Source organism: Rhodococcus sp. P4_C10 (assembly GCF_056402135.1).
The window spans coordinates 85,768-103,962 of sequence record NZ_JBFUHZ010000008.1 but is presented as its reverse complement, the minus strand read 5'-3'; the positions used below and the strand labels follow the sequence as shown (position 1 = coordinate 103,962).

The 18,195-nt window shown below is 69.3% G+C and carries 21 protein-coding genes, 1 pseudogene and 1 riboswitch; of the genes and pseudogenes, 13 read left to right on the top strand and 9 right to left on the bottom strand.

The features are described from left to right. Positions 1–2 precede the first annotated feature (2 nt). The 9 genes from AC1DWC_RS07080 to AC1DWC_RS07040 all read left to right on the top strand — a co-directional run bounded on the left by AC1DWC_RS07080 (position 3) and on the right by AC1DWC_RS07040 (position 7,943). Positions 3–818 carry a type III pantothenate kinase gene (locus AC1DWC_RS07080; protein WP_072845501.1) on the top strand — a complete coding sequence of 272 codons (816 nt, stop codon included), beginning with the start codon at positions 3–5 and terminating at the stop codon, positions 816–818. Between the two features lie 159 nt (positions 819–977). Beyond that, on the top strand, positions 978–1,577 hold the full coding sequence (locus AC1DWC_RS07075; protein ID WP_477906760.1) for a cysteine dioxygenase: 600 nt from the start codon (positions 978–980) through the stop codon (positions 1,575–1,577). After that, a complete protein-coding gene (locus AC1DWC_RS07070) occupies positions 1,574–1,996 on the top strand; it encodes a rhodanese-like domain-containing protein (protein WP_477837640.1) in 423 nt (140 codons plus the stop codon). The genes AC1DWC_RS07075 and AC1DWC_RS07070 overlap by 4 nt, the downstream gene beginning before the upstream one ends. Before the next feature lie 33 nt (positions 1,997–2,029). Further along, the gene (lysS, locus tag AC1DWC_RS07065; protein WP_371851170.1) at positions 2,030–3,529 is read left to right on the top strand and encodes a lysine--tRNA ligase; all 1,500 of its coding nucleotides are present in this window, start codon (positions 2,030–2,032) and stop codon (positions 3,527–3,529) included. A gap of 122 nt (positions 3,530–3,651) precedes the next feature. Then, positions 3,652–3,996, top strand: a complete 345-nt coding sequence (locus AC1DWC_RS07060; protein WP_072845504.1) for a histone-like nucleoid-structuring protein Lsr2 — start codon at positions 3,652–3,654, stop codon at positions 3,994–3,996. Positions 3,997–4,104: 108 nt separating this feature from the next. Beyond that, a complete protein-coding gene (locus AC1DWC_RS07055; protein WP_477906759.1) occupies positions 4,105–4,800 on the top strand; it encodes an esterase/lipase family protein in 696 nt (231 codons plus the stop codon). A gap of 1 nt (position 4,801) precedes the next feature. Next, positions 4,802–5,032: a hypothetical protein gene (locus AC1DWC_RS07050; RefSeq protein ID WP_477906758.1), complete on the top strand. Its 231-nt coding sequence runs from the start codon at positions 4,802–4,804 to the stop codon at positions 5,030–5,032. A 14-nt stretch (positions 5,033–5,046) separates the two neighbouring features. After that, positions 5,047–5,169, top strand: a complete 123-nt coding sequence (locus AC1DWC_RS07045) for a hypothetical protein (protein WP_477906757.1) — start codon at positions 5,047–5,049, stop codon at positions 5,167–5,169. A 221-nt stretch (positions 5,170–5,390) separates the two neighbouring features. Beyond that, positions 5,391–7,943 (top strand): ATP-dependent Clp protease ATP-binding subunit, encoded by a 2,553-nt coding sequence (locus AC1DWC_RS07040; protein WP_477837641.1) that lies wholly within the window; start codon positions 5,391–5,393, stop codon positions 7,941–7,943. A gap of 65 nt (positions 7,944–8,008) precedes the next feature. Here the strand turns inward: AC1DWC_RS07040 and AC1DWC_RS07035 are convergent, their stop codons facing one another. Further along, positions 8,009–8,611 carry a TIGR03086 family metal-binding protein gene (locus AC1DWC_RS07035; protein WP_477906756.1) on the bottom strand — a complete coding sequence of 201 codons (603 nt, stop codon included), beginning with the start codon at positions 8,609–8,611 and terminating at the stop codon, positions 8,009–8,011. Between the two features lie 96 nt (positions 8,612–8,707). Between AC1DWC_RS07035 and AC1DWC_RS07030 the strand changes: the two genes are divergently transcribed. Continuing rightward, positions 8,708–9,679 (top strand): helix-turn-helix transcriptional regulator, encoded by a 972-nt coding sequence (locus tag AC1DWC_RS07030; protein ID WP_477906755.1) that lies wholly within the window; start codon positions 8,708–8,710, stop codon positions 9,677–9,679. A gap of 8 nt (positions 9,680–9,687) precedes the next feature. On the opposite strand, the gene AC1DWC_RS07025 is transcribed toward AC1DWC_RS07030, so the two are convergent. From AC1DWC_RS07025 to AC1DWC_RS07005, 5 genes and pseudogenes are all read right to left on the bottom strand, one after another. Then, positions 9,688–10,293, bottom strand: coding sequence for a nucleoside/nucleotide kinase family protein (locus AC1DWC_RS07025; RefSeq protein WP_477906754.1), 606 nt, complete (start codon positions 10,291–10,293; stop codon positions 9,688–9,690). A gap of 30 nt (positions 10,294–10,323) precedes the next feature. Continuing rightward, complete coding sequence (locus AC1DWC_RS07020; RefSeq protein WP_477906753.1) at positions 10,324–11,046, bottom strand: HD domain-containing protein; 723 nt, start codon at positions 11,044–11,046, stop codon at positions 10,324–10,326. Beyond that, positions 11,033–11,647 carry a TetR/AcrR family transcriptional regulator gene (locus AC1DWC_RS07015; protein WP_477906752.1) on the bottom strand — a complete coding sequence of 205 codons (615 nt, stop codon included), beginning with the start codon at positions 11,645–11,647 and terminating at the stop codon, positions 11,033–11,035. The genes AC1DWC_RS07020 and AC1DWC_RS07015 overlap by 14 nt, the downstream gene beginning before the upstream one ends. Before the next feature lie 163 nt (positions 11,648–11,810). Continuing rightward, positions 11,811–12,111: pseudogene (locus AC1DWC_RS07010) on the bottom strand (hypothetical protein); the annotation flags it as partial. Between the two features lie 94 nt (positions 12,112–12,205). Further along, entirely contained in the window at positions 12,206–12,400 is a 195-nt protein-coding gene (locus tag AC1DWC_RS07005; protein ID WP_477906751.1) for a CbtB domain-containing protein, read from the bottom strand. 282 nt (positions 12,401–12,682) lie between these two features. Here AC1DWC_RS07005 and AC1DWC_RS07000 point away from each other — a divergent pair, with 282 nt between their 5' ends. From AC1DWC_RS07000 to AC1DWC_RS06990, 3 genes are all read left to right on the top strand, one after another. After that, on the top strand, positions 12,683–14,293 hold the full coding sequence (locus AC1DWC_RS07000; RefSeq protein ID WP_477906750.1) for an MFS transporter: 1,611 nt from the start codon (positions 12,683–12,685) through the stop codon (positions 14,291–14,293). Between the two features lie 142 nt (positions 14,294–14,435). Further along, positions 14,436–14,870 carry an OsmC family protein gene (locus tag AC1DWC_RS06995; protein WP_072845512.1) on the top strand — a complete coding sequence of 145 codons (435 nt, stop codon included), beginning with the start codon at positions 14,436–14,438 and terminating at the stop codon, positions 14,868–14,870. A 59-nt stretch (positions 14,871–14,929) separates the two neighbouring features. Then, positions 14,930–15,670 carry a DsbA family oxidoreductase gene (locus tag AC1DWC_RS06990; RefSeq protein ID WP_477906749.1) on the top strand — a complete coding sequence of 247 codons (741 nt, stop codon included), beginning with the start codon at positions 14,930–14,932 and terminating at the stop codon, positions 15,668–15,670. Positions 15,671–15,775: 105 nt separating this feature from the next. Here AC1DWC_RS06990 and AC1DWC_RS06985 read toward each other — a convergent pair whose 3' ends face one another. The 3 genes from AC1DWC_RS06985 to AC1DWC_RS06975 all read right to left on the bottom strand — a co-directional run bounded on the left by AC1DWC_RS06985 (position 15,776) and on the right by AC1DWC_RS06975 (position 18,170). Beyond that, positions 15,776–16,624, bottom strand: a complete 849-nt coding sequence (locus AC1DWC_RS06985) for a CbtA family protein (RefSeq protein WP_477906748.1) — start codon at positions 16,622–16,624, stop codon at positions 15,776–15,778. Further along, entirely contained in the window at positions 16,615–16,809 is a 195-nt protein-coding gene (locus AC1DWC_RS06980) for a CbtB domain-containing protein (RefSeq protein ID WP_072845515.1), read from the bottom strand. Before AC1DWC_RS06980 ends, AC1DWC_RS06985 begins: the two co-directional genes overlap by 10 nt. A gap of 27 nt (positions 16,810–16,836) precedes the next feature. Next, positions 16,837–16,962, bottom strand: a riboswitch (cobalamin riboswitch). Between the two features lie 44 nt (positions 16,963–17,006). Further along, positions 17,007–18,170, bottom strand: a complete 1,164-nt coding sequence (locus tag AC1DWC_RS06975; protein WP_477906747.1) for a TerD family protein — start codon at positions 18,168–18,170, stop codon at positions 17,007–17,009. Between the last annotated feature and the right edge of the window lie 25 nt (positions 18,171–18,195).

Sequence of the window (18,195 nt, the reverse complement as noted above, 5' to 3'; positions counted from 1 at the left end):
CCGTGCTGCTGACCGTCGACGTCCGCAACACCAACATCGCGCTCGGGTTGTTCACGGGCAGCGGTGAGCACTCGAAGTTGTTGCAGGACTGGCGGATGCGTACCGATCCGCGGGTCACCGCGGACGAGCTGGCCTGGATGCTGCGGGGGCTCCTCGGCGCCCACGTCGAGCAGGTCACCGGCGTGTCCGCGCTGTCGACGGTGCCGTCGGTGCTGCGCGAGTTGCGGGTGATGCTGACCCGCTACTGGGCGCACGTCCCGCACGTGGTGGTCGAGCCGGGGGTGCGCACCGGGGTGCCGCTGCTGGTCGACAACCCGAAGGAGGTCGGCGCCGACCGGATCGTGAACAGCCTTGCCGTGCACCATCTCTACGGTGGTCCGTGCATCGTCGTGGACTTCGGCGTGTCCACCTGCGTGGACGTGGTGTCGGCAAAGGGCGAGTTCCTCGGCGGTGTCATCGCGCCGGGACTCGAGGTCTCCACGGACGCGCTGGCCTCGCAGTCGGCGGCGCTGCGCAAGGTGGAACTGGTGCGTCCACGGTCGGTGGTCGGCAAGAACACCGTCGAGTGCATGCAGTCCGGGGCGATCTTCGGGTTCGCCGGCCTGGTCGACGGGTTGGTGCGCCGGGTGCGGGCCGAACTGCCGGCCTTCGCGGGTGACGACGTCACGGTCATTGCGACCGGGGACAGTGCGCCGTTGGTGATGCCGGAGTCGGAGACGATCGCACACCTCGAACGCGACCTCGCCCTGGAGGGGCTCCGAATCGTCTACGAGCGCAACCAGGCTCGCAACGCGGCCCGGCGGCCGCCGGTCGCCTGAGCGCTGAGGTCCCGGAGTACAGGGGTTCCGGAGTGCAGGGGTTCCGGGATCGGGGATTCTGTGCCACACTGGTCGGCGTGAATTACCGCATGGTCACCCAGGAGTGTTGTCGAGGCTGAACGCAGCCCCGATCAATTCCTCATTCCTGGAGTCTCTGCCATGCCTTCCACATCTGTGGTCTCTTCTCTGAACCCATTTTCTTCGAGCCCCCGGTCCTCGCGGAACCCGGTCGCCCTGTCGGCTGACCGCTCCGTCTCGCCCAGCCGACTCCTGCCCGCCGACCTGCTGCGCATCAGCGACCAGGGTGCGCAGGACGTGCTCGACGGCCGCTTCGCGCACCTGCTCCCCGGCGGCTGGCCCACTGCCGAGCGCTGGTCCACCCGACTGCACGCGGACGACGACGTCGACGTGTGGCTGATCAGCTGGGTGCCCGGCAGTGCCACCGAACTCCACGACCATGCGGGCTCGCTGGGCGCGCTCACCGTGCTCAGTGGGGCCCTCGCCGAATATCGCTGGGGCGGAACCGAACTGAAGTTCCGGACCCTCGAAGCGGGAGACCAGGCGTCCTTCCCGCTGGGGTGGGTGCACGACGTGGTGCAGGCGCCGGGAACGGTCTCGGGCCCGGACCAGCCGACGCTCAGCGTGCACGCCTACTCGCCGCCGCTGTCGGCGATGTCCTTCTACGAGGTGACCGATCACGGCAGCCTCCGTCGCACCCGCACCGAGCTCACCGACCTCCCGGAAGGACTGACGGCATGACCATCGACGAGATGCTCGAGACGGCCCGCAACACCTACCGGCGGCTGACGGTGTTCGAACTCGAGGCGGCGGTCGCCCGCGGGGCGATCGTGGTGGACATCCGCCCGCAGGCGCAGCGGCAGCGCGAGGGCACCCTGCCCGGCGCGCTCGCCATCGAGCGGAACGTCCTCGAGTGGCGGCTCGACCCGACCAGCGACGCGCGTCTCGCCGCCGCCGTCGACCACGACGTGGAGTGGATCGTGGTGTGCTCGGAGGGGTACACCTCCAGCCTGGCCGCGGCGGCACTGCAGGAGCTCGGTCTGCGCCGCGCGACGGACCTGGTCGGCGGCTACCAGGCGATGCGCTCGGCGGGTCTGCTCGGCGCCCTGATGCGGGCCCGGCACGTCGTTCGTGAGGGCGAGGCGGTCGTCGCGCACTGAGGGGCACTAGTCTGGTCATCCGTGAGTGATGTTATGACCGAGCCCGCCGACGACACCCCCGAGCAGCTGCGGATCCGCCGCGAGAAGCGGGACCGGATCCTCGCGCAGGGGCAGCAGGCGTACCCCGTCTCGGTTCCGCGCACGCACAGCCTTGCCGAGGTCCGCGCGCAGCACCCGGACCTCGAGCCCGACACCGCCACCGGCGTCGAGGTCGGCGTGGTCGGCCGCGTGATCTTCCTCCGCAACACCGGCAAGCTCTGCTTCGCCACCCTGCAGGAGGGCGACGGCACCCAGCTGCAGGCCATGATCAGCCTTGCCGGCGTCGGCGAGGACGCGCTCGCCGCGTGGAAGTCCGACGTGGACCTCGGTGACTTCGTGTTCGTGCACGGCGAGGTCATCAGTTCGCGCCGCGGTGAGCTCAGCGTGATGGCCGACGTCTGGCAGATCGCGTCGAAGTCGCTGCGCCCGCTGCCGGTCGCCCACAAGGAGATGAACGAGGAGTCCCGGGTCCGCCAGCGCTACGCGGACCTGATCGTGCGCCCCGAGGCCCGCGACATGGCGCGCAAGCGTGTTGCCGTGGTCCGCGAGCTGCGCAATGCGCTCGAGCGTCGCGGCTTCCTCGAGGTCGAGACCCCGATGCTGCAGACGGTGGCAGGCGGCGCCGCGGCCCGGCCGTTCGTCACTCATTCGAACGCCCTCGACATCGACCTGTACCTGCGGATCGCGCCGGAGCTGTTCCTCAAGCGCTGCGTCGTCGGTGGCATCGAGAAGGTGTTCGAGATCAACCGGAACTTCCGCAACGAGGGCATCGACTCGACGCACTCGCCGGAGTTCGCCATGCTCGAGACCTACGAGGCGTACGGCACCTACGACGACTCGGCGAAGATGACCCGGGAACTGATCCAGGAGGTCGCGCAGGCGGCCTTCGGCACCCAGGTGGTCACCCTCCACAACGGTGAGGAGTACGACCTCAGCGGCGAGTGGAAGACGATGGAGATGTACCCGTCGCTGTCCGCCGCGATCGGCGTCGAGGTCACCCCGGCGACCACCGTCGACGAGCTGCTCGCGCTGGCCGCGAAGGTCGGTCTCGAGGTGCCCAAGGACAAGGGCTACGGCCACGGCAAGCTCGTCGAGGAGCTGTGGGAGCACCAGTGCGGCGACCAGCTGCATGAGCCCACCTTCGTTCGGAACTTCCCGGTCGAGACCTCGCCGCTGACCCGCCAGCACCGCAGCGAGCCCGGCGTGACGGAGAAGTGGGACCTGTACATCCGTGGCTTCGAGCTCGCCACCGGCTACTCGGAGCTGGTGGACCCGGTCATCCAGCGGGAGCGTTTCGTCGACCAGGCGCGGCTGGCGTCGGAGGGCGACGACGAGGCGATGGCCCTCGACGAGGAGTTCCTGGCCGCAATGGAGCAGGGCATGCCGCCGACCACCGGAACCGGAATGGGTATCGACCGCCTGCTCATGGCGCTCACCGGGCTGGGAATCAGGGAAACAATCTTGTTCCCAATTGTCCGGCCGACCTCGCGCTGATCCCTTTAATTTCTATTCCCCGGTTATTCCTCGGTCATGAACGCGGCCGAAACAGGAGTACACTCGGCGAAAGTCGCGATCGCGGCGAGGAATAGCACATTTAATGGAAGGGAACTCGACCCATGGCGAAGAAGGTCACCGTCACCCTGATCGACGATGTTGATCAGGAAGCGGCCGCCGATGAAACAGTCGAGTTCGCGCTCGACGGCGTCATGTACGAGATCGACCTGTCGTCGGAGAATGCGTCGAAGTTGCGCGAGCAGTTCGATGTCTGGGTTTCCCATGCGCGCAAGTCGACAGGGCGTCGTCGCGTGAAGTCTTCGGCGCCTGCCGGAAAGTCCCGAGTGGCCGTCGACCGGGAGCAGAGCGCTGCGATCCGCGACTGGGCTCGGCGCAATGGACGCCCGGTGTCCGCACGCGGACGCATCTCGGCGGAAATCATCGACGCATACAACAAAGCAAACTGACGCCCCACCGGATTTCACCCGTCGTTTCGCCCGTCCCGAGGTTTATCGGCTGTTGGCCTCGCGGGCGGCGAAACGACGAGGAACAGGGTCGCGGCGCGCTGGGTAACTGTGATCGCGACATGGATTTTCGCGACAGTTTTATTACTCGGCACAGGAACTGCCGGTGCGGCGCCATTGCCGGTGCCCTACCAGTTCTTGGCGGGTGTCCCGCTCGAACTCGGTAATCCCGGCGGCTCCACTCCCGGATCCAATGACTGGTCGTGCCGGCCCACCGCCGCGCACCCCGAACCGGTGGTGCTGGTGCACGGCACCGGCGGCAACAAGCAGACCAACTGGGCCACTTATGCGCCATTGCTCGCGAACGAGGGGTACTGCGTCTACGCACTGACCTACGGCGCGTACGACGACCTGCCCTGGCCGTTGAGTGCACTCGGTGCATTCCGGCCGATGGACGAGAGCGCGCAGCAGCTCGCGGACTTCGTGGACCGGGTGCTGGCGTCCACGGGCGCGAAGAAGGTGAACCTGGTCGGCCATTCCCAGGGCACGCTGATGCCCACCTACTGGCTGAAGAACCTCGGCGGCGCGGACAAGGTCGACAAGTACGTCTCGCTCGCACCGCTCTGGCGCGGCGAGATGGCATTTGACCTGGACACGACGAACATCTTCGTCCAGGACCACTGCGCTCAGGACTTCGGCGAACACCTGTCGATCGCCGGTGACCCGGTCGCGGCCACGTTGGTGCTCAACGACCCGGCGAACCCGCGCCCGGTGCCGTGCGTGTTCGTGCCGCCGATTGTCGGCTGACGTGCGGTTCGCAGCGCTGGTCGCGGCGTCGGCGGTTGCGGCGCTGATCTGCGCCAGACCCACGGCGGCCGCACCGGTGACGCCGTACCCGGTGCCGTACCACCTGTTCGTCGAAGACGGCCGCGAGGGATCCGCCGCCGGGTCCAACGACTTCTCGTGCCGGCCGACGGCCGTGCATCCCGAGCCCGTGGTGCTGGTGCACGGGCTCGGGGCCAGCAGGTTGAACAACTGACCACGGTCTCGCCGTTGCTCGCCAACGTGGGCCACTGCGTGTTCGCGTTGACCTACGGTGCGGTGTCCGTGGGCGCCCTCGATCCGGCGAACCCGCGACCGGTGCCGTGCGAGGCGGTACTGCCGCTCGTCGGGTGATCTCCGTGGCCGATCCGGGGAGTCGCCACGTTGTTCGCTGCGGGCGTAGCGTCCTAAGGAAACGAATCGCCTGGCTGCGACGTTGAGACCGGTAAGCATGCTTGCAGACCCGTCAGTGATGGGACGGAGCTGCGCAGGCCGTGCCACTGGGCCATTAGAGTAGGGGTGCGGCTCGTGGATCCCGCTGAGGGATCTACCCATAAGGAACGTGAGGGAGAGCGATGTTCGAGAGGTTCACCGACCGCGCGCGGCGCGTTGTTGTCCTGGCCCAAGAAGAGGCCCGGATGCTCAACCACAACTACATCGGCACCGAGCACATCCTGCTCGGCCTCATCCACGAGGGCGAGGGCGTGGCGGCGAAGTCGCTCGAGTCGTTGGGCATCTCCCTCGAGGGCGTGCGCAGCCAGGTGGAAGAGATCATCGGTCAGGGCCAGCAGGCCCCGTCCGGTCACATCCCCTTCACCCCGCGCGCCAAGAAGGTGCTGGAGCTGAGCTTGCGCGAGGCGCTGCAGCTCGGCCACAACTACATCGGCACCGAGCACATCCTGCTCGGCCTGATCCGCGAGGGCGAGGGCGTCGCAGCCCAGGTTCTCGTGAAGCTCGGCGCCGACCTGAACCGGGTCCGCCAGCAGGTCATCCAGCTGCTGTCCGGCTACCAGGGCAAGGAGCCGTCCGAGGCCGGCACCAGCCGCGGTGAGGCGGGTACCCCGTCCACCTCGTTGGTGCTCGACCAGTTCGGCCGCAACCTGACCCAGGCCGCGCTCGAGGGCAAGCTCGACCCGGTCATCGGCCGTTCGAAAGAAATCGAGCGGGTCATGCAGGTGCTCAGCCGCCGCACCAAGAACAACCCGGTGCTCATCGGCGAGCCCGGCGTCGGCAAGACCGCCGTCGCCGAGGGCCTCGCGCAGGCCATCGTCAACGGCGAGGTCCCCGAGACGCTCAAGGACAAGCAGCTCTACACCCTCGACCTGGGTTCCCTGGTCGCGGGCAGCCGCTACCGCGGTGACTTCGAGGAGCGCCTGAAGAAGGTGCTCAAGGAGATCAACACCCGCGGCGACATCATCCTGTTCATCGACGAGCTGCACACCCTGGTCGGTGCCGGCGCGGCCGAGGGCGCCATCGACGCGGCCTCGATCCTCAAGCCGAAGCTGGCCCGTGGCGAGCTGCAGACCATCGGTGCGACCACCCTCGACGAGTACCGCAAGTACATCGAGAAGGACGCCGCCCTCGAGCGCCGTTTCCAGCCGGTGCAGGTCGGCGAGCCGACGGTCGAGCACACCATCGAGATCCTCAAGGGTCTGCGCGACCGCTACGAGGCGCATCACCGCGTCTCGATCACCGACGGCGCGTTGGTTGCCGCGGCCACGCTGGCCGACCGGTACATCAACGACCGGTTCCTGCCGGACAAGGCGATCGACCTGATCGACGAGGCGGGCGCCCGGATGCGCATCCGCCGGATGACCGCGCCGCCGGACCTGCGCGAGTTCGACGACAAGATCGCCGACGCGCGTCGGGAGAAGGAGTCCGCGATCGACGCGCAGGACTTCGAGAAGGCCGCGAACCTGCGGGACAAGGAGAAGACCCTTGTCGCGCAGCGGGCCGAGCGGGAGAAGCAGTGGCGCTCCGGTGACCTGGACGTCATCGCCGAGGTCGACGACGAGCAGATCGCCGAGGTCCTGGGCAACTGGACCGGCATCCCGGTCTTCAAGCTCACGGAGGAGGAGACCACCCGTCTGCTCCGCATGGAGGACGAGCTGCACAAGCGGATCATCGGCCAGGAGGACGCTGTCAAGGCGGTCTCCAAGGCGATCCGCCGCACCCGCGCCGGCCTGAAGGACCCGAAGCGTCCCTCCGGTTCGTTCATCTTCGCCGGCCCGTCCGGCGTCGGTAAGACCGAGCTGGCGAAGACGCTCGCGAACTTCCTGTTCGGCGACGACGACGCGCTCATCCAGATCGACATGGGCGAGTTCCACGACCGCTTCACCGCGTCGCGGCTGTTCGGTGCGCCTCCCGGCTACGTGGGCTACGAAGAGGGCGGCCAGCTGACGGAGAAGGTCCGTCGCAAGCCGTTCAGCGTGGTGCTGTTCGACGAGATCGAGAAGGCACACCAGGAGATCTACAACACCCTCCTGCAGGTGCTCGAGGACGGCCGTCTCACCGACGGTCAGGGACGCACGGTCGACTTCAAGAACACCGTGCTGATCTTCACCTCGAACCTGGGCACCTCCGACATCTCGAAGGCAGTCGGACTGGGCTTCACCTCGGGAACGGGCAACGAGTCGAACTACGAGCGGATGAAGCTCAAGGTTCACGACGAGCTCAAGAAGCACTTCCGGCCCGAGTTCCTCAACCGCATCGACGACATCATCGTCTTCCACCAGCTGACCAAGGATCAGATCATCCAGATGGTGGACCTCATGATCGGCCGCGTCGAGAAGCAGCTGAAGAACAAGGACATGGAGATCGAGCTGACCGAGCAGGCCAAGTCGCTGCTCGCCAAGCGCGGCTTCGATCCGGTCCTGGGTGCGCGACCGCTGCGTCGCACCATCCAGCGCGAGATCGAGGACCAGCTCTCGGAGAAGATCCTCTTCAACGAGCTGGGCCCCGGCCAGATCGTGCTCGTCGACGTCGAGAACTGGGACGGCGAGGGTGCCGGCGAGGACGCGAAGTTCACGTTCACCGGAAGCCCGAAGCCGGTCGCGGTTCCGGACTCGCTGCCGGTGGACATGGCGAAGGCCGGCGACGCGCCGACCGAGACCGGTCCCACCGAGTAGGTTGACACACGACAACGCCCCGCGAGCACTTGCTCGCGGGGCGTTGTCGTGTGTGGGGCCGTGTCTCAGGCGGACATCACAGTCCGGCCGATGCCGGTTCGGCCGGACCAATTGGCAAGGCGTTCCGTCGGTCCGGCTCCCTCGGCCGACTCGACGACCGCGCCGAATGGCACCTGCCCGCCGCGGGGGCTCTCGGGGATCGCGCGACGGGCCACCGCGAGGGCCGATTCGGCGAGGGCGGGGTCGGTCTCGGCGGGCTGCCCGGTCGCGGTGGCCAGATCCCAGCCGTGGACCAGCGTCTCGTTCAGGTATCCCCAGATCGCGGCGCGCCCGGGTACGCGGCCCCAGGGAGCGGTGACGGTGGCGTCGAGCAGCGCGTCGTCGCCCCAGACCACCCACATCGTCTCGCTGGCGATCCGGTACGCGGCGGACCATTCGTCGTCGACGGCGGCGGTCGCGACCAGCGGCACGGTGGCCGGGTCACCGCCCTCGCCGATGACGCGCGCCCGGTCGACTGTGGCAACCAGGTGGCCCATCAGGGTCGCGACGTCGAACTCGTCGCAGGGCGTCGGATCCGTCAGCTGGTCCGGCCGCACCTCGGCCATCAACGCGGTCACCCAGGCCAGGGCTTCGCGGTACAGGGGGCGGGGGTCGGTGATGTCGGTCATCAGGGGCCTTTCGATCGAGTGCGCGTGCGCGGACCGTGCCCACTCTCGTCCGTAATCACGACATCTCCTGTCATGTATTCCTGAGAGAATGGGGCAATGCGTGCCGACCGCCTGCTCTCACTCGTATTGCTGTTGCGGAACCGGGGACGGATGTCCTCAACAGCCCTCGCCCGGGAGTTGGAGGTGTCCACACGCACCGTGCTGCGTGACGTCGAGGCCTTGTCGGCGGCCGGGATCCCCGTCTACGCGGAACGCGGCCGCGACGGCGGGTTCGCCCTGCTGCCGGGGTTCACCACCGATCTCACCGGTCTGACGGTGGAGGAGGCCAAGGCGCTGCTCGCGGCCGGCGCCGCTGCCACCCCTGCGGCGCTGGGAATGGCGCCCGCATTCGCGTCCGCTATGCGGAAGGTGCTGGCCGCCATGCCCGACACGCACCGCACGGCCGCCACGCGAGTCGCGGAACGGGTGCTCGTGCGGCAGGGCGGTTGGCTCACCGATCCGTCACACGAGGAGCATCTCGGCCTGATTCAGCAGGTGGTGTTCACGGGACGCCGGCTTCGTCTCCGGTACACGGCCCGCGGCAGCGAATCACGCTGGCGCACAGTTGATCCGATCGGCCTGGTCAACGCCGGCGGCCGGTGGTACCTGGTGGCGACGCACCGCGGTTCGGAGCGCACGTACCGGCTCTCCCGCATCCAGGATGCCTGCGAGCTCGACGAGCAGGCGCGGCGCGACCCCGTTGTCGACCTGGCCGGGATCTGGGACCGGCGGCGGTCCGAGTTCCGTGCGCTGCACGAGTCCGTCACGGCCACCGTTCGGGTGCGGGCCGGGCGGCGGGAGGACCTCCTCAGCTCGGTGCTCTCCACCGCGTCGGAGACTCGGGCGGACGGTTGGATCACCGCCGATGTCGAGTTCGGCGACGCAGCGCACGCCGGGGGTGTGCTGTGGATGCTCGGCGACGATGCCGAACTACTCGGGCCCGAGAGTCTGCGCGAAGGGATCAGACTCCGGGCGTCGGGCATGGCCGATCGGCACAGGCCTGCCCGTCCGGCTCCGGAGGCGGGTTGACCCGCTGCTCATGTGCGGGGGCCGGTCGAACCCGTCATCACCGCGACGTGGGCGGCGTGCCGAGTCCGGTCCGGCCCGAACAGTGCCGCCTCCTGACGGGCCCAGCGGTCCCAGTGCGGCCGGAACATGTCCCCGTCGCGCTGGAGGGCGCGTCGCATCCTCTCGTCCGGGGCGGCGTCGACGAACACCCGGACCGCGAAATACCCACGTGCGGGGCCACAGGTCGATCCGGCGCCCTCGACGATCAGGTAGCGGTGGCGGCGGACCGCGCGCCACTCCGCGTATCCGCCGCGATGCCAGTCGTAGCGCCGACAGCGCGGGATCCGGCCGTGTTCGGCGGGAGTGAGAACCCACCGGACGAGGAGCGGAACCGACGCGGCGAGGCCGTCCCAGCCGGGGTACAGGTCGTCCATCCGGACGATCGGCGCGTCGTCCAGCGCTGCGGCGACCCGATCGGCCAGGGTCGATTTTCCGCCGCCCGCGGGACCGTCGATGCCGACCAGGGTCGGCCCGGGCCTCCTACGCTGCCGTCGGTGGGTGGCGCGCGCCAGCGCCACGGTCCGGGCCGCACCGGCTGTCAGCGCCAGGGTGGTCGGATCGTCATCGGTGGTCATGAACAGCACGCCATGCCGTCGTCGCCGCGGTCAGTGATCTCCGAGCCGTTCAAGAGGGTTGAGGCGCAGGGGAATCCGCATCCCGGTGCGCCACAGCACGGCGACCGTCGATCGGGGCCTGACCCGGCTCTCGCGCCGCGCGAGCTCGGCGAACTCCGCGCCCAGCCCGTCGTGGGGGAGCGCCGCGACGACGGCGCGAAGAAAGTCCGGCGGCATGTCCCGAATCCGGTACCCCACGACGTCGAGGTGAGCGGCGTCGTGCAGCAGGGCGGCCTCGGCTCCGTGCCCGGTGGGTGTGCGCGGGTCCATGTGGCGCGCGATTGCGGTGGCCACCGTCTCCGCCGCAGCGGAGGGGGCGCCCCGGTCCGCGACGAACCGCCTGGCCTCCTCGGCCCCCAGCAGTGCGAAGCAGCCGACGTGCGCGTCGGCAGGCGTGCCCAGTGCCGTGTCGTGCAGGACGCACGCGACGAACAGTGCCTCGGGGTCGGGTTCGTTGCCGTCCACCGCGCGAAATCGCATGGCCCACTGCCAACATCGCAGGCTGTGGGCGAGGATGCCGGGACTGAGCACCTCGCGAGCGTGCTCGAGGGCGTCCCTGGCCAGGGCGGAATCGGGCGGGGGGACCAGCGACGGGGTCGCCGGGCTGGAATTCGGCACCGCCGCCAATTGGCTTGGCAGCGCACGGGTCTGGACGGCTGCCGCCTGCAGCATGACCCGGAGCCGGTCGGCCCGGCTCAGTTCACCCCTGAGCATGTGCCAGCTCCTTCAGTCTGCGGGCGCCGTCCGCTCGGGCCATCTCGATGAGCGAATCCGCGCTGCCGCGGGAGATCGTGCGGCGATGCTCGAGGCTGAGCACGCCGTTGACGGTCGCCCACGCCAGCAGCACGATCTCCTCGGTGCCGGGGAGGGTCGAACCGATCGCCGCCACCAGCTCGCGGGTGATCCCGATCAGCGTCGCGTCGATGCGCGTTCGGGCCTGCGCCACGACCTCGGAATCCCGGTCGTCGACGTCCGTGAGGCCGAGGATCCGGAAGGCCAGTGGTCGGGCGCGATGGAACGCGACGTATGCGTCGAAGGCCACCAGGAGGCGGTCGTCGGCGGTGGCGCCGGTCAGTGCCCTGCTCATGCCCTGCGCGTGCTCGGTCGCGGTGCGACAGGCGAGCGCGGCGTACACGTCCGCCTTGCCGCCGGGGAAGTTCGCGTAGATGGAGCTGAGCGCGACATCTGCCTCGTTCGCGAGGGCATCCACGCTCGTGGCGCGGTAGCCGTTCCGGGCGAACAGCAGATCCGCGGCATCCAGGACCGCCGTGTGCGTGCGGTGGCGCCTGCGGTCGGCCGGCGGGTCCAGGCTCATGACAGAAACCGTAGTGCAGTTCCGAAAACGTAGTCAAACTCTGATTCAAGGGTGAGGTCATGTCCGCGAGATGGTCCACGGCGGCGCGCTCTCCGGGTGCATCGACATTATGGCCACGGCCGGAGGCGCGCTGGTGGCCACGGGCCTGGGCACGTATCAGGTCGCCGAAGTACAGGGTGGCGCCGAGGTCGTTCTCGGCCCGCCTGCGCTCCTCGGAGGTCCACACCCCCCCGCCACCCGAGGCATTCGCAGGTGACGTAGGTGTTCATCTCCCACGCCTCCTCGTCCTTCTCCAGGTACGGGGTGGGGAGGTCGGGCTGGCCGCCGCCGTCGTGGAGGACGTGCCGCAGCGCCGCGTACAGGTCGTTCGATATCTCGTACGGTGAGTCGAGCCGTTGGCGGCTGACGGGTGCGATGCCCGCGACCCGGTTGTGCAGGCTGTCGAAATCTGTCGGTGAACTCATCGAGGTCTCCGTTTGCTCGTGAGAGCTGTTGCCCACCAGCGAGTTCTGGATCGGACGAACCTGGACCGCCGGCCGGTGTCGCCGCGCTACGACGTCAGTGGCACGGCAGGCCCAGCAGGTGACGGCCGTCGTGCATGAGCTCGTGCAGGTACATGCCCGAGCGGGAAATCGCGCCCTGGTCGAAGCCGGCCAGGTACAGGGTGAGTAGCGCGAGCGCGGCGACGCCCACGACTGCGAGAAGGGCACCGGCGGACTCCGCCGCGCGGCTCGGCAGGTTGACTGTGGTCATGATTCCTCCAGCGGCGCCGGTTGGTGGCGGCGCCAGTATCCGCGGCGGCGGTCCGGTCCGATCGGCCCAGTGCTTTCGGCGTCAATACCTTCGGCGTCAATACTTCTCGGCGGCGGTCCCGGACTGTCGGGATCACGTCGCGGAGCGCCGGTGGAGTGTGCCGTCGTGTGATTCAGCGACCCAATCACGATGTCACAACAAACCTGAGGTTACACCCCTCGCTGGAGGCGAATCTCGCCTTTGGGCGCGCGTGGGGGAGCGAATTGGTGTCCACTGATAGGCGTGTCCTCCACCCCGGTCGACAGCCGGCCGCCCCTCGACGACCAGCCGGGGCGCGCCCGTGTCGTGCTGCTGTCGCTGATACTCGTTGCCGCGGTTGCCAATCTGAACTTGGCCGTCGCGAACGTCGCCCTGCCGGACATCGGCCGGGACTTCGACGCCAGCCAGACGCAGCTGAACCTGATCGCGGTCGGCTACTCGGTCGGGCTGGCCGCCTCGGTGCTGTACCTCGGCGCGCTCGGCGACCGCTACGGGCGCAAGCGACTGCTGGTGCTGGGCACGGTGCTCTCGATCCCGGCGTGCCTGATCGCCGGCGCGGCACCGAACTTCGAGGTGCTGTTTGCTGCCCGGCTGCTCGGCGGACTGGCCGCGGGGCTCGCCTTTCCCACCACCCTGGCGCTGATCACGGCCCTGTGGTCGGGCGCGGCGCGCACCCGGGCCATCGCGCTGTGGTCGGCGATCGGCGGCGGCATCTCCGCGCTCGGCCCGCTGGTGTCGGGCCTGCTGCTCGAACGCTACGACTGGGGCGCGGTGTTCTACGTGACGCTCCCGCTCGCCGTGGTCGCCCTCGGCATGGCACTGAGGTACGTACCCGCGCATGTCAACGAGTCCACCGCGGCCGTCGACCACCTGGGCGGGATGGTGTCCGTGGTGCTGGTGGCAGCGCTGGTGCTCGGCATCAACTTCGCGCCGGTGGACGGGATGCGGGCGACCGCGCTCGGGCTGCTGGCGATCGCGTCGGCCGCCGGTGTGGTGTTCGTGGTCAGGCAGCAGCGCGCCCCGAATCCGCTCTTCGACCTCGAGGTCGCGCGCCGGCGGATCTTCTGGGTGGCCGCGGTCGCGGGGATCGTCGTGTTCGGCACCCTGATGGGCGTCATGTACATCGGACAGCAGTTCATGCAGAACGTGCTGGGCTACTCGACGCTCGCCGCCGGTTCGGCCGCCCTGCCCGCCGCGGCGGTGATGGTGCTGGTGGCGCCGCAGTCCGCACGGTTGATCGAGGCGCACGGCTGCCGCGTCACGCTGCTGCTCGGTTACGCGGCCATCGTGTCGGGCCTGGTGGTCGCGCTGCTGCTGTGGAAGGAGGACGCGCAGTACTGGAAGATCGGGCTCGGCTACATGCTCCTCGGCGTGGGCGTCGGCCTCGCGGGCACCCCGGCCTCGCGCTCGCTCACCGGCTCGGTCCCGGTTCGACGCGCCGGAATGGCGTCGGGAACGGCAGACCTGCAGCGCGACCTCGGCGGCGCGATCATGCAGTCGGTGCTCGGCGCGCTGCTCACCGCCGGCTACACCGCCTCGTTCGCCGCGACGATCGCCGCCTCGCCGCAGTCCGACGAGGTCAGTGACCAGGTGAAGTCCACGCTCGAGAAGTCGTTCTCGGGCGCGGCCGACATCGCGGAGCGGTACCCGCAGTACGCGGACCAGATCCTGGCCGCCGCGCGGACGGCCTTCCTGGACGGCGACACCAAGGCGTACGTGGCGGCGGTCCTGATCGTGCTGGCCGGCGCGGCCTTGGTCTTCTTCGTCTTTCCCAAGCGCGACGAGGAGCGGCAGTTGCTGGCGCACTACCACCGGGTCGACAACGTGGCGGTGTCCGTCGGCGACGACGGGTGAATGCGGAATGACACCCGAACCGGACGGCGCCCGCCGCGCGACAACGTCGGCCCCATACCGGTGGCCCGGCACCACGATCCGGGACAGACTGTCCCTGCAGGTATGCCTGCGCGAACCGAAAGCCTCGACGGAAGGACCCACCATGCCCACTCGTACCTCCCGCACCGCGTGGAACGGCACCCTGCAGGACGGTTCCGGCCAGGTGGAGCTCACCAGCTCCGGCACAGGAACCTTCGAGGTGTCGTTCCCCAAGCGGGCCGCGGAGGAGGCCGGCGGCACCACCAGCCCCGAGGAACTGATCGCCGCCGCACACTCGTCCTGCTACGCCATGCAGCTCTCCGCACTGATCGGCGAGGCGGGCGGCACCCCGCAGAGCCTGGACGTGACCGCGTCCGTGACCCTGGGGCCGGACAACCCCGGATTCAAGCTGACGGGCATCAAGCTCGTCGTCCGCGGGGAGGTCGACGGGCTCGACGCCGCCGGATTCGCAAAGGTGGCCCAGGCCGCCAAGGAGTCCTGCCCGGTGAGCAAGGCCCTGACCGGCGTCGAGATCACCCTGGACGCCGCGCTGGAGTGAGCCTTTCGTCCGGCGGCGGGGCGGAACAGAAGTCGAGTCGCGGATGTTTAGAATAATTCGTGAGCACAGATACCAGTGACCAGCAGACCGCCCCCGCCGTCGCGCCGTCCGTGGTGGTGGAGGTGTGGTCCGACATCGCCTGCCCGTGGTGCTACATCGGCAAGCGCCGCTTTGCCGCCGCCCTCGAGAAGTTCGAGCACCGCGACCAGGTCCGGGTGCAGTGGCGCTCGTACCAGCTCCTGCCCGACCGTCCGGTCGGCGCACGGATCAGCAACATCGACGAGGTCGCCGCGCGCAAGGGCCTGTCCGCGGCCGAGGCGCAGCAGCTGGCGGCCCGCGTCACCGCCGCCGCAGCCGAGGACGGCCTGGTGATGGACTTCGCCATCGCGATTTCCGCCAACACCTTCGACGCGCACCGGCTGGTCCACCTGGCCGGCGACCGCACCGACGAGGTGATGGAGGCGCTGTTCCGGGCGCACTTCACACAGGGCCGGGTGGTGGACGACCGCGAGGAACTGGTCGCCATCGCCGCCGAGGTGGGTCTGGACGCCGACGAGATCCGGGCGGCCCTGGAGACCGACACCGCCGCCGATCAGGTGCGGGCCGAGACCGAGGAGGCCCAGCGGCTCGGGATCAACGGCGTGCCGTTCTTCGCGGCGAACCGGGCGATCGGTGTCTCGGGGGCGCAGCCCGTCGAGGTGTTCACCCAACTGCTCGAGCAGGCGTTCGCCCAGTCCGGCGCGATCGTCACCCTCGACGGTGACGGTGGCGCCTGCACCGACGACACCTGCGCGGTCTGACCGGCCACCCCTACGCCTGACCGAATGTCGCATTCGTTCACTTCAGCTGAACGAATGCGACATTCGGTCGGTGTTGCGGGTCTGTGTTGCGTTGCGCGGTGGGGGTCAGCGACCGGCGACGGCGACCGCTGAGCGCGTACGGGCGGCGCGTTCGGTGAGGAAGGCGAAGCCCAGCCCGAGCGTCAGCCACAGCGTGGCCTGGACGGTGAGCGAGGAGATCCGGAACTCCCAGAGCAGGGACGCCGGGAAGTCGCTGCCCACCTCGTCGACGTCGGGCAGCGCCAGGTAGCCGACGCCGACGACCACCAGGAACGCGAGCAGCGGGGCCGCGATCCGGACCGTCAGGAAGTCGTTGGCCGCCACGATCCTGGCGGCGTACGCGGCGACGGCGACGGCCAGCAGCCCGAGGACCACCGATGCCAGCCACAGCAGCGTCCGCTTGTCGATGGTGTCCGGGTCGCCCACCGCGGGCGGGTTCGCCGGGTACTTGAAGAACGGCACGGCCTCGATCGCGAGCCACCCCAGCCCGGCCAGCGCCAACGCGAGCACGGGCGCGGACAGGGTGCTCGCGCGTCGCGCGTAGTAGGTCACCGAGGCGTAGATGGCACCGAGGGCGAGGCCGGCGAGGGCGGTGGCCAGGAACAGGCCCGCCCGCTGCCCGTCCCGGCTGACCAGTGCGTCCTCGCCGTGCGAGTGGGCCGCGTCGGTCTCGGCCGCGGTGGCCCCGGCGCCCGGGGCGGGGTGCTCGTGGGCCTCGGCAGTGGCGTGTTCGTGGGCCTCGGCCGCGGACGGCKCGGCCTCGGCGGCCGAGGATGCCGACTCCTCGATGGCGATGGCCGCGTTCACGTGCGGCTCGCCGATCACGAACGCGACGGCACCGGCCAGCAGCCCGGCGACGAGCCCGGCCAGCAGCCCGCGGATGAGGAGGTTCTTGAAGGACTCGGTCAGTGGCACGGCAGGCCCAGCAGGTGGCGACCGTCGTGCATCAGCTCGTGCATGTACATGCCGGTGCGTGAGATCGCGCCCTGGTCGAAGCCGACCAGGTACAGCGTCAGCATCGCGAGCAGTACGACGCCCGCGATGATCATCGCGATGCCGATGGAATCGGTTGCCCTGCTGGGGGTGTGAACGTAGGCCATGGTTCCTCCTGGGATTTCGCGTCCCTGTAAAATCCTGGCGATGGTGACGGTGTCTGGCTGTCGAGGCTGACGAACACCTCGATCACAGTGGCGCGACCGCTCCGGACTTGCACCGGATTCCCGTCCACCATCGCATTACCCGCAGACTTTCGCACCTGATGCGAAGTCGTGTCAATCGGGTCCCCGGAGGGCGAGGGTCAGTCGCCGAGGAAGGGGTGGAGGTGCTTGGCGGCCTTCTGCGGCGTCTTCGCGTCGACGCCCTCCCCGACGGCCTGCAGCTTCCAGCCACCTGCCTGCCGGTAAACCTTGGCCATCACCATGGCGGTGAACGGCATGCCGCCCTTCAGCGTGAACCGCGCGAGCTCGGTCTGGATCGTGGCGTCGACGAGCCGGCAGAACGCGTTGTCGACCTGCTCGAACGTCTGCCCCCGGAACGAGGTCACGACGAAGACGATCGTGGTCACCCGGGCGGAGACCGCGGTCAGGTCCACCGCGATCACCTCGTCGTCACCGTCACCGTCGCCGGTGAGGTTGTCGCCGGAGTGGACGATCGAGTTGTCGGTGGACTTCAGCTTCCCGAAGTAGACGATCTCGGCCAACTCGGTGCCGGCGAACAGCAGCGCGGAGGCGTCGAGGTCGATGTTCGCCTGGCGTGCGCCGAACCGGCCGCGGGTGACGACCGGATCCCAGCCGAGGCCCATCCGGATCTGGGTGAGTGCGACACCGCCGTCCTTCTTCAGGGTGACCTTCTGGCCCTTGGTCAGGCTGACGGGCCTGCTCTTGGTCAGGCTGACCTCCGCAGGCGGCGCTGGGGGAGCCGGCGGTGCTGACGGTGCGGCGGGGGCGGGTGCCGGCTCGTCGTCGACAGACACCCCGTGGTCGGTGACCAGCGCCGCGAAGCCCCCGGCGTAGCCCTGGCCCACCGCCCGCACCTTCCAACCACCCTGGCGGCGGTACAGCTCGAGCGCAATGACGATCGACTCGCTGTCCAGGCCGTCGATCCGGTACTCGTACAGCAGGTTTCCCGCGGTGTCGGCGACCCGTGCCGTCGGGGCGGCGAACCGGCCGAAGCTGCTGGTGGCGTCGTCGAGGGTGATCACCGCGCGCACCTGCTCGACGTCCGCCGGCACGGCGCCGAGCGAGACCGCGAGCTCGGCGGACTGACCGGGCGCACCCGCCTGCAGGCGCACGCCCGGACCGGTCGGCTGGTTGAAGAAGACGAAGTCCTGGTCCGAGCGGACCTTGCCCTGCGCGGTGACCAGCAGCGCGGACAGGTCGGCGGCGGCGGTGAGCGCGAGTGAGACGACGACGTCGTCGACGGTCAGGGTCGCGTTCTGGCCCTTGGTGAGCTGCTCTGGCACGGTGATCGTCCTTCGGGTCGTCGGG

Excerpts from the sequence above, each read along its gene's own strand:
- AC1DWC_RS06995 (WP_072845512.1), top strand. The coding sequence starts at position 14,436 with ATGCCCACTCGTACCTCCCGCACCGCGTGGAACGGCACCCTGCAGGAC.
- AC1DWC_RS07075 (WP_477906760.1), top strand. The coding sequence starts at position 978 with ATGCCTTCCACATCTGTGGTCTCTTCTCTGAACCCATTTTCTTCGAGC.
- AC1DWC_RS07005 (WP_477906751.1), bottom strand. The coding sequence starts at position 12,400 with ATGACCACAGTCAACCTGCCGAGCCGCGCGGCGGAGTCCGCCGGTGCC.
- AC1DWC_RS07070 (WP_477837640.1), top strand. The coding sequence starts at position 1,574 with ATGACCATCGACGAGATGCTCGAGACGGCCCGCAACACCTACCGGCGG.
- AC1DWC_RS07040 (WP_477837641.1), top strand. The coding sequence starts at position 5,391 with ATGTTCGAGAGGTTCACCGACCGCGCGCGGCGCGTTGTTGTCCTGGCC.
- AC1DWC_RS07015 (WP_477906752.1), bottom strand. The coding sequence starts at position 11,647 with ATGAGCCTGGACCCGCCGGCCGACCGCAGGCGCCACCGCACGCACACG.
- AC1DWC_RS07030 (WP_477906755.1), top strand. The coding sequence starts at position 8,708 with ATGCGTGCCGACCGCCTGCTCTCACTCGTATTGCTGTTGCGGAACCGG.
- AC1DWC_RS07025 (WP_477906754.1), bottom strand. The coding sequence starts at position 10,293 with ATGACCACCGATGACGATCCGACCACCCTGGCGCTGACAGCCGGTGCG.
- AC1DWC_RS06980 (WP_072845515.1), bottom strand. The coding sequence starts at position 16,809 with ATGGCCTACGTTCACACCCCCAGCAGGGCAACCGATTCCATCGGCATC.
- AC1DWC_RS07020 (WP_477906753.1), bottom strand. The coding sequence starts at position 11,046 with ATGCTCAGGGGTGAACTGAGCCGGGCCGACCGGCTCCGGGTCATGCTG.
- lysS (WP_371851170.1), top strand. The coding sequence starts at position 2,030 with ATGACCGAGCCCGCCGACGACACCCCCGAGCAGCTGCGGATCCGCCGC.
- AC1DWC_RS07035 (WP_477906756.1), bottom strand. The coding sequence starts at position 8,611 with ATGACCGACATCACCGACCCCCGCCCCCTGTACCGCGAAGCCCTGGCC.
- AC1DWC_RS07060 (WP_072845504.1), top strand. The coding sequence starts at position 3,652 with ATGGCGAAGAAGGTCACCGTCACCCTGATCGACGATGTTGATCAGGAA.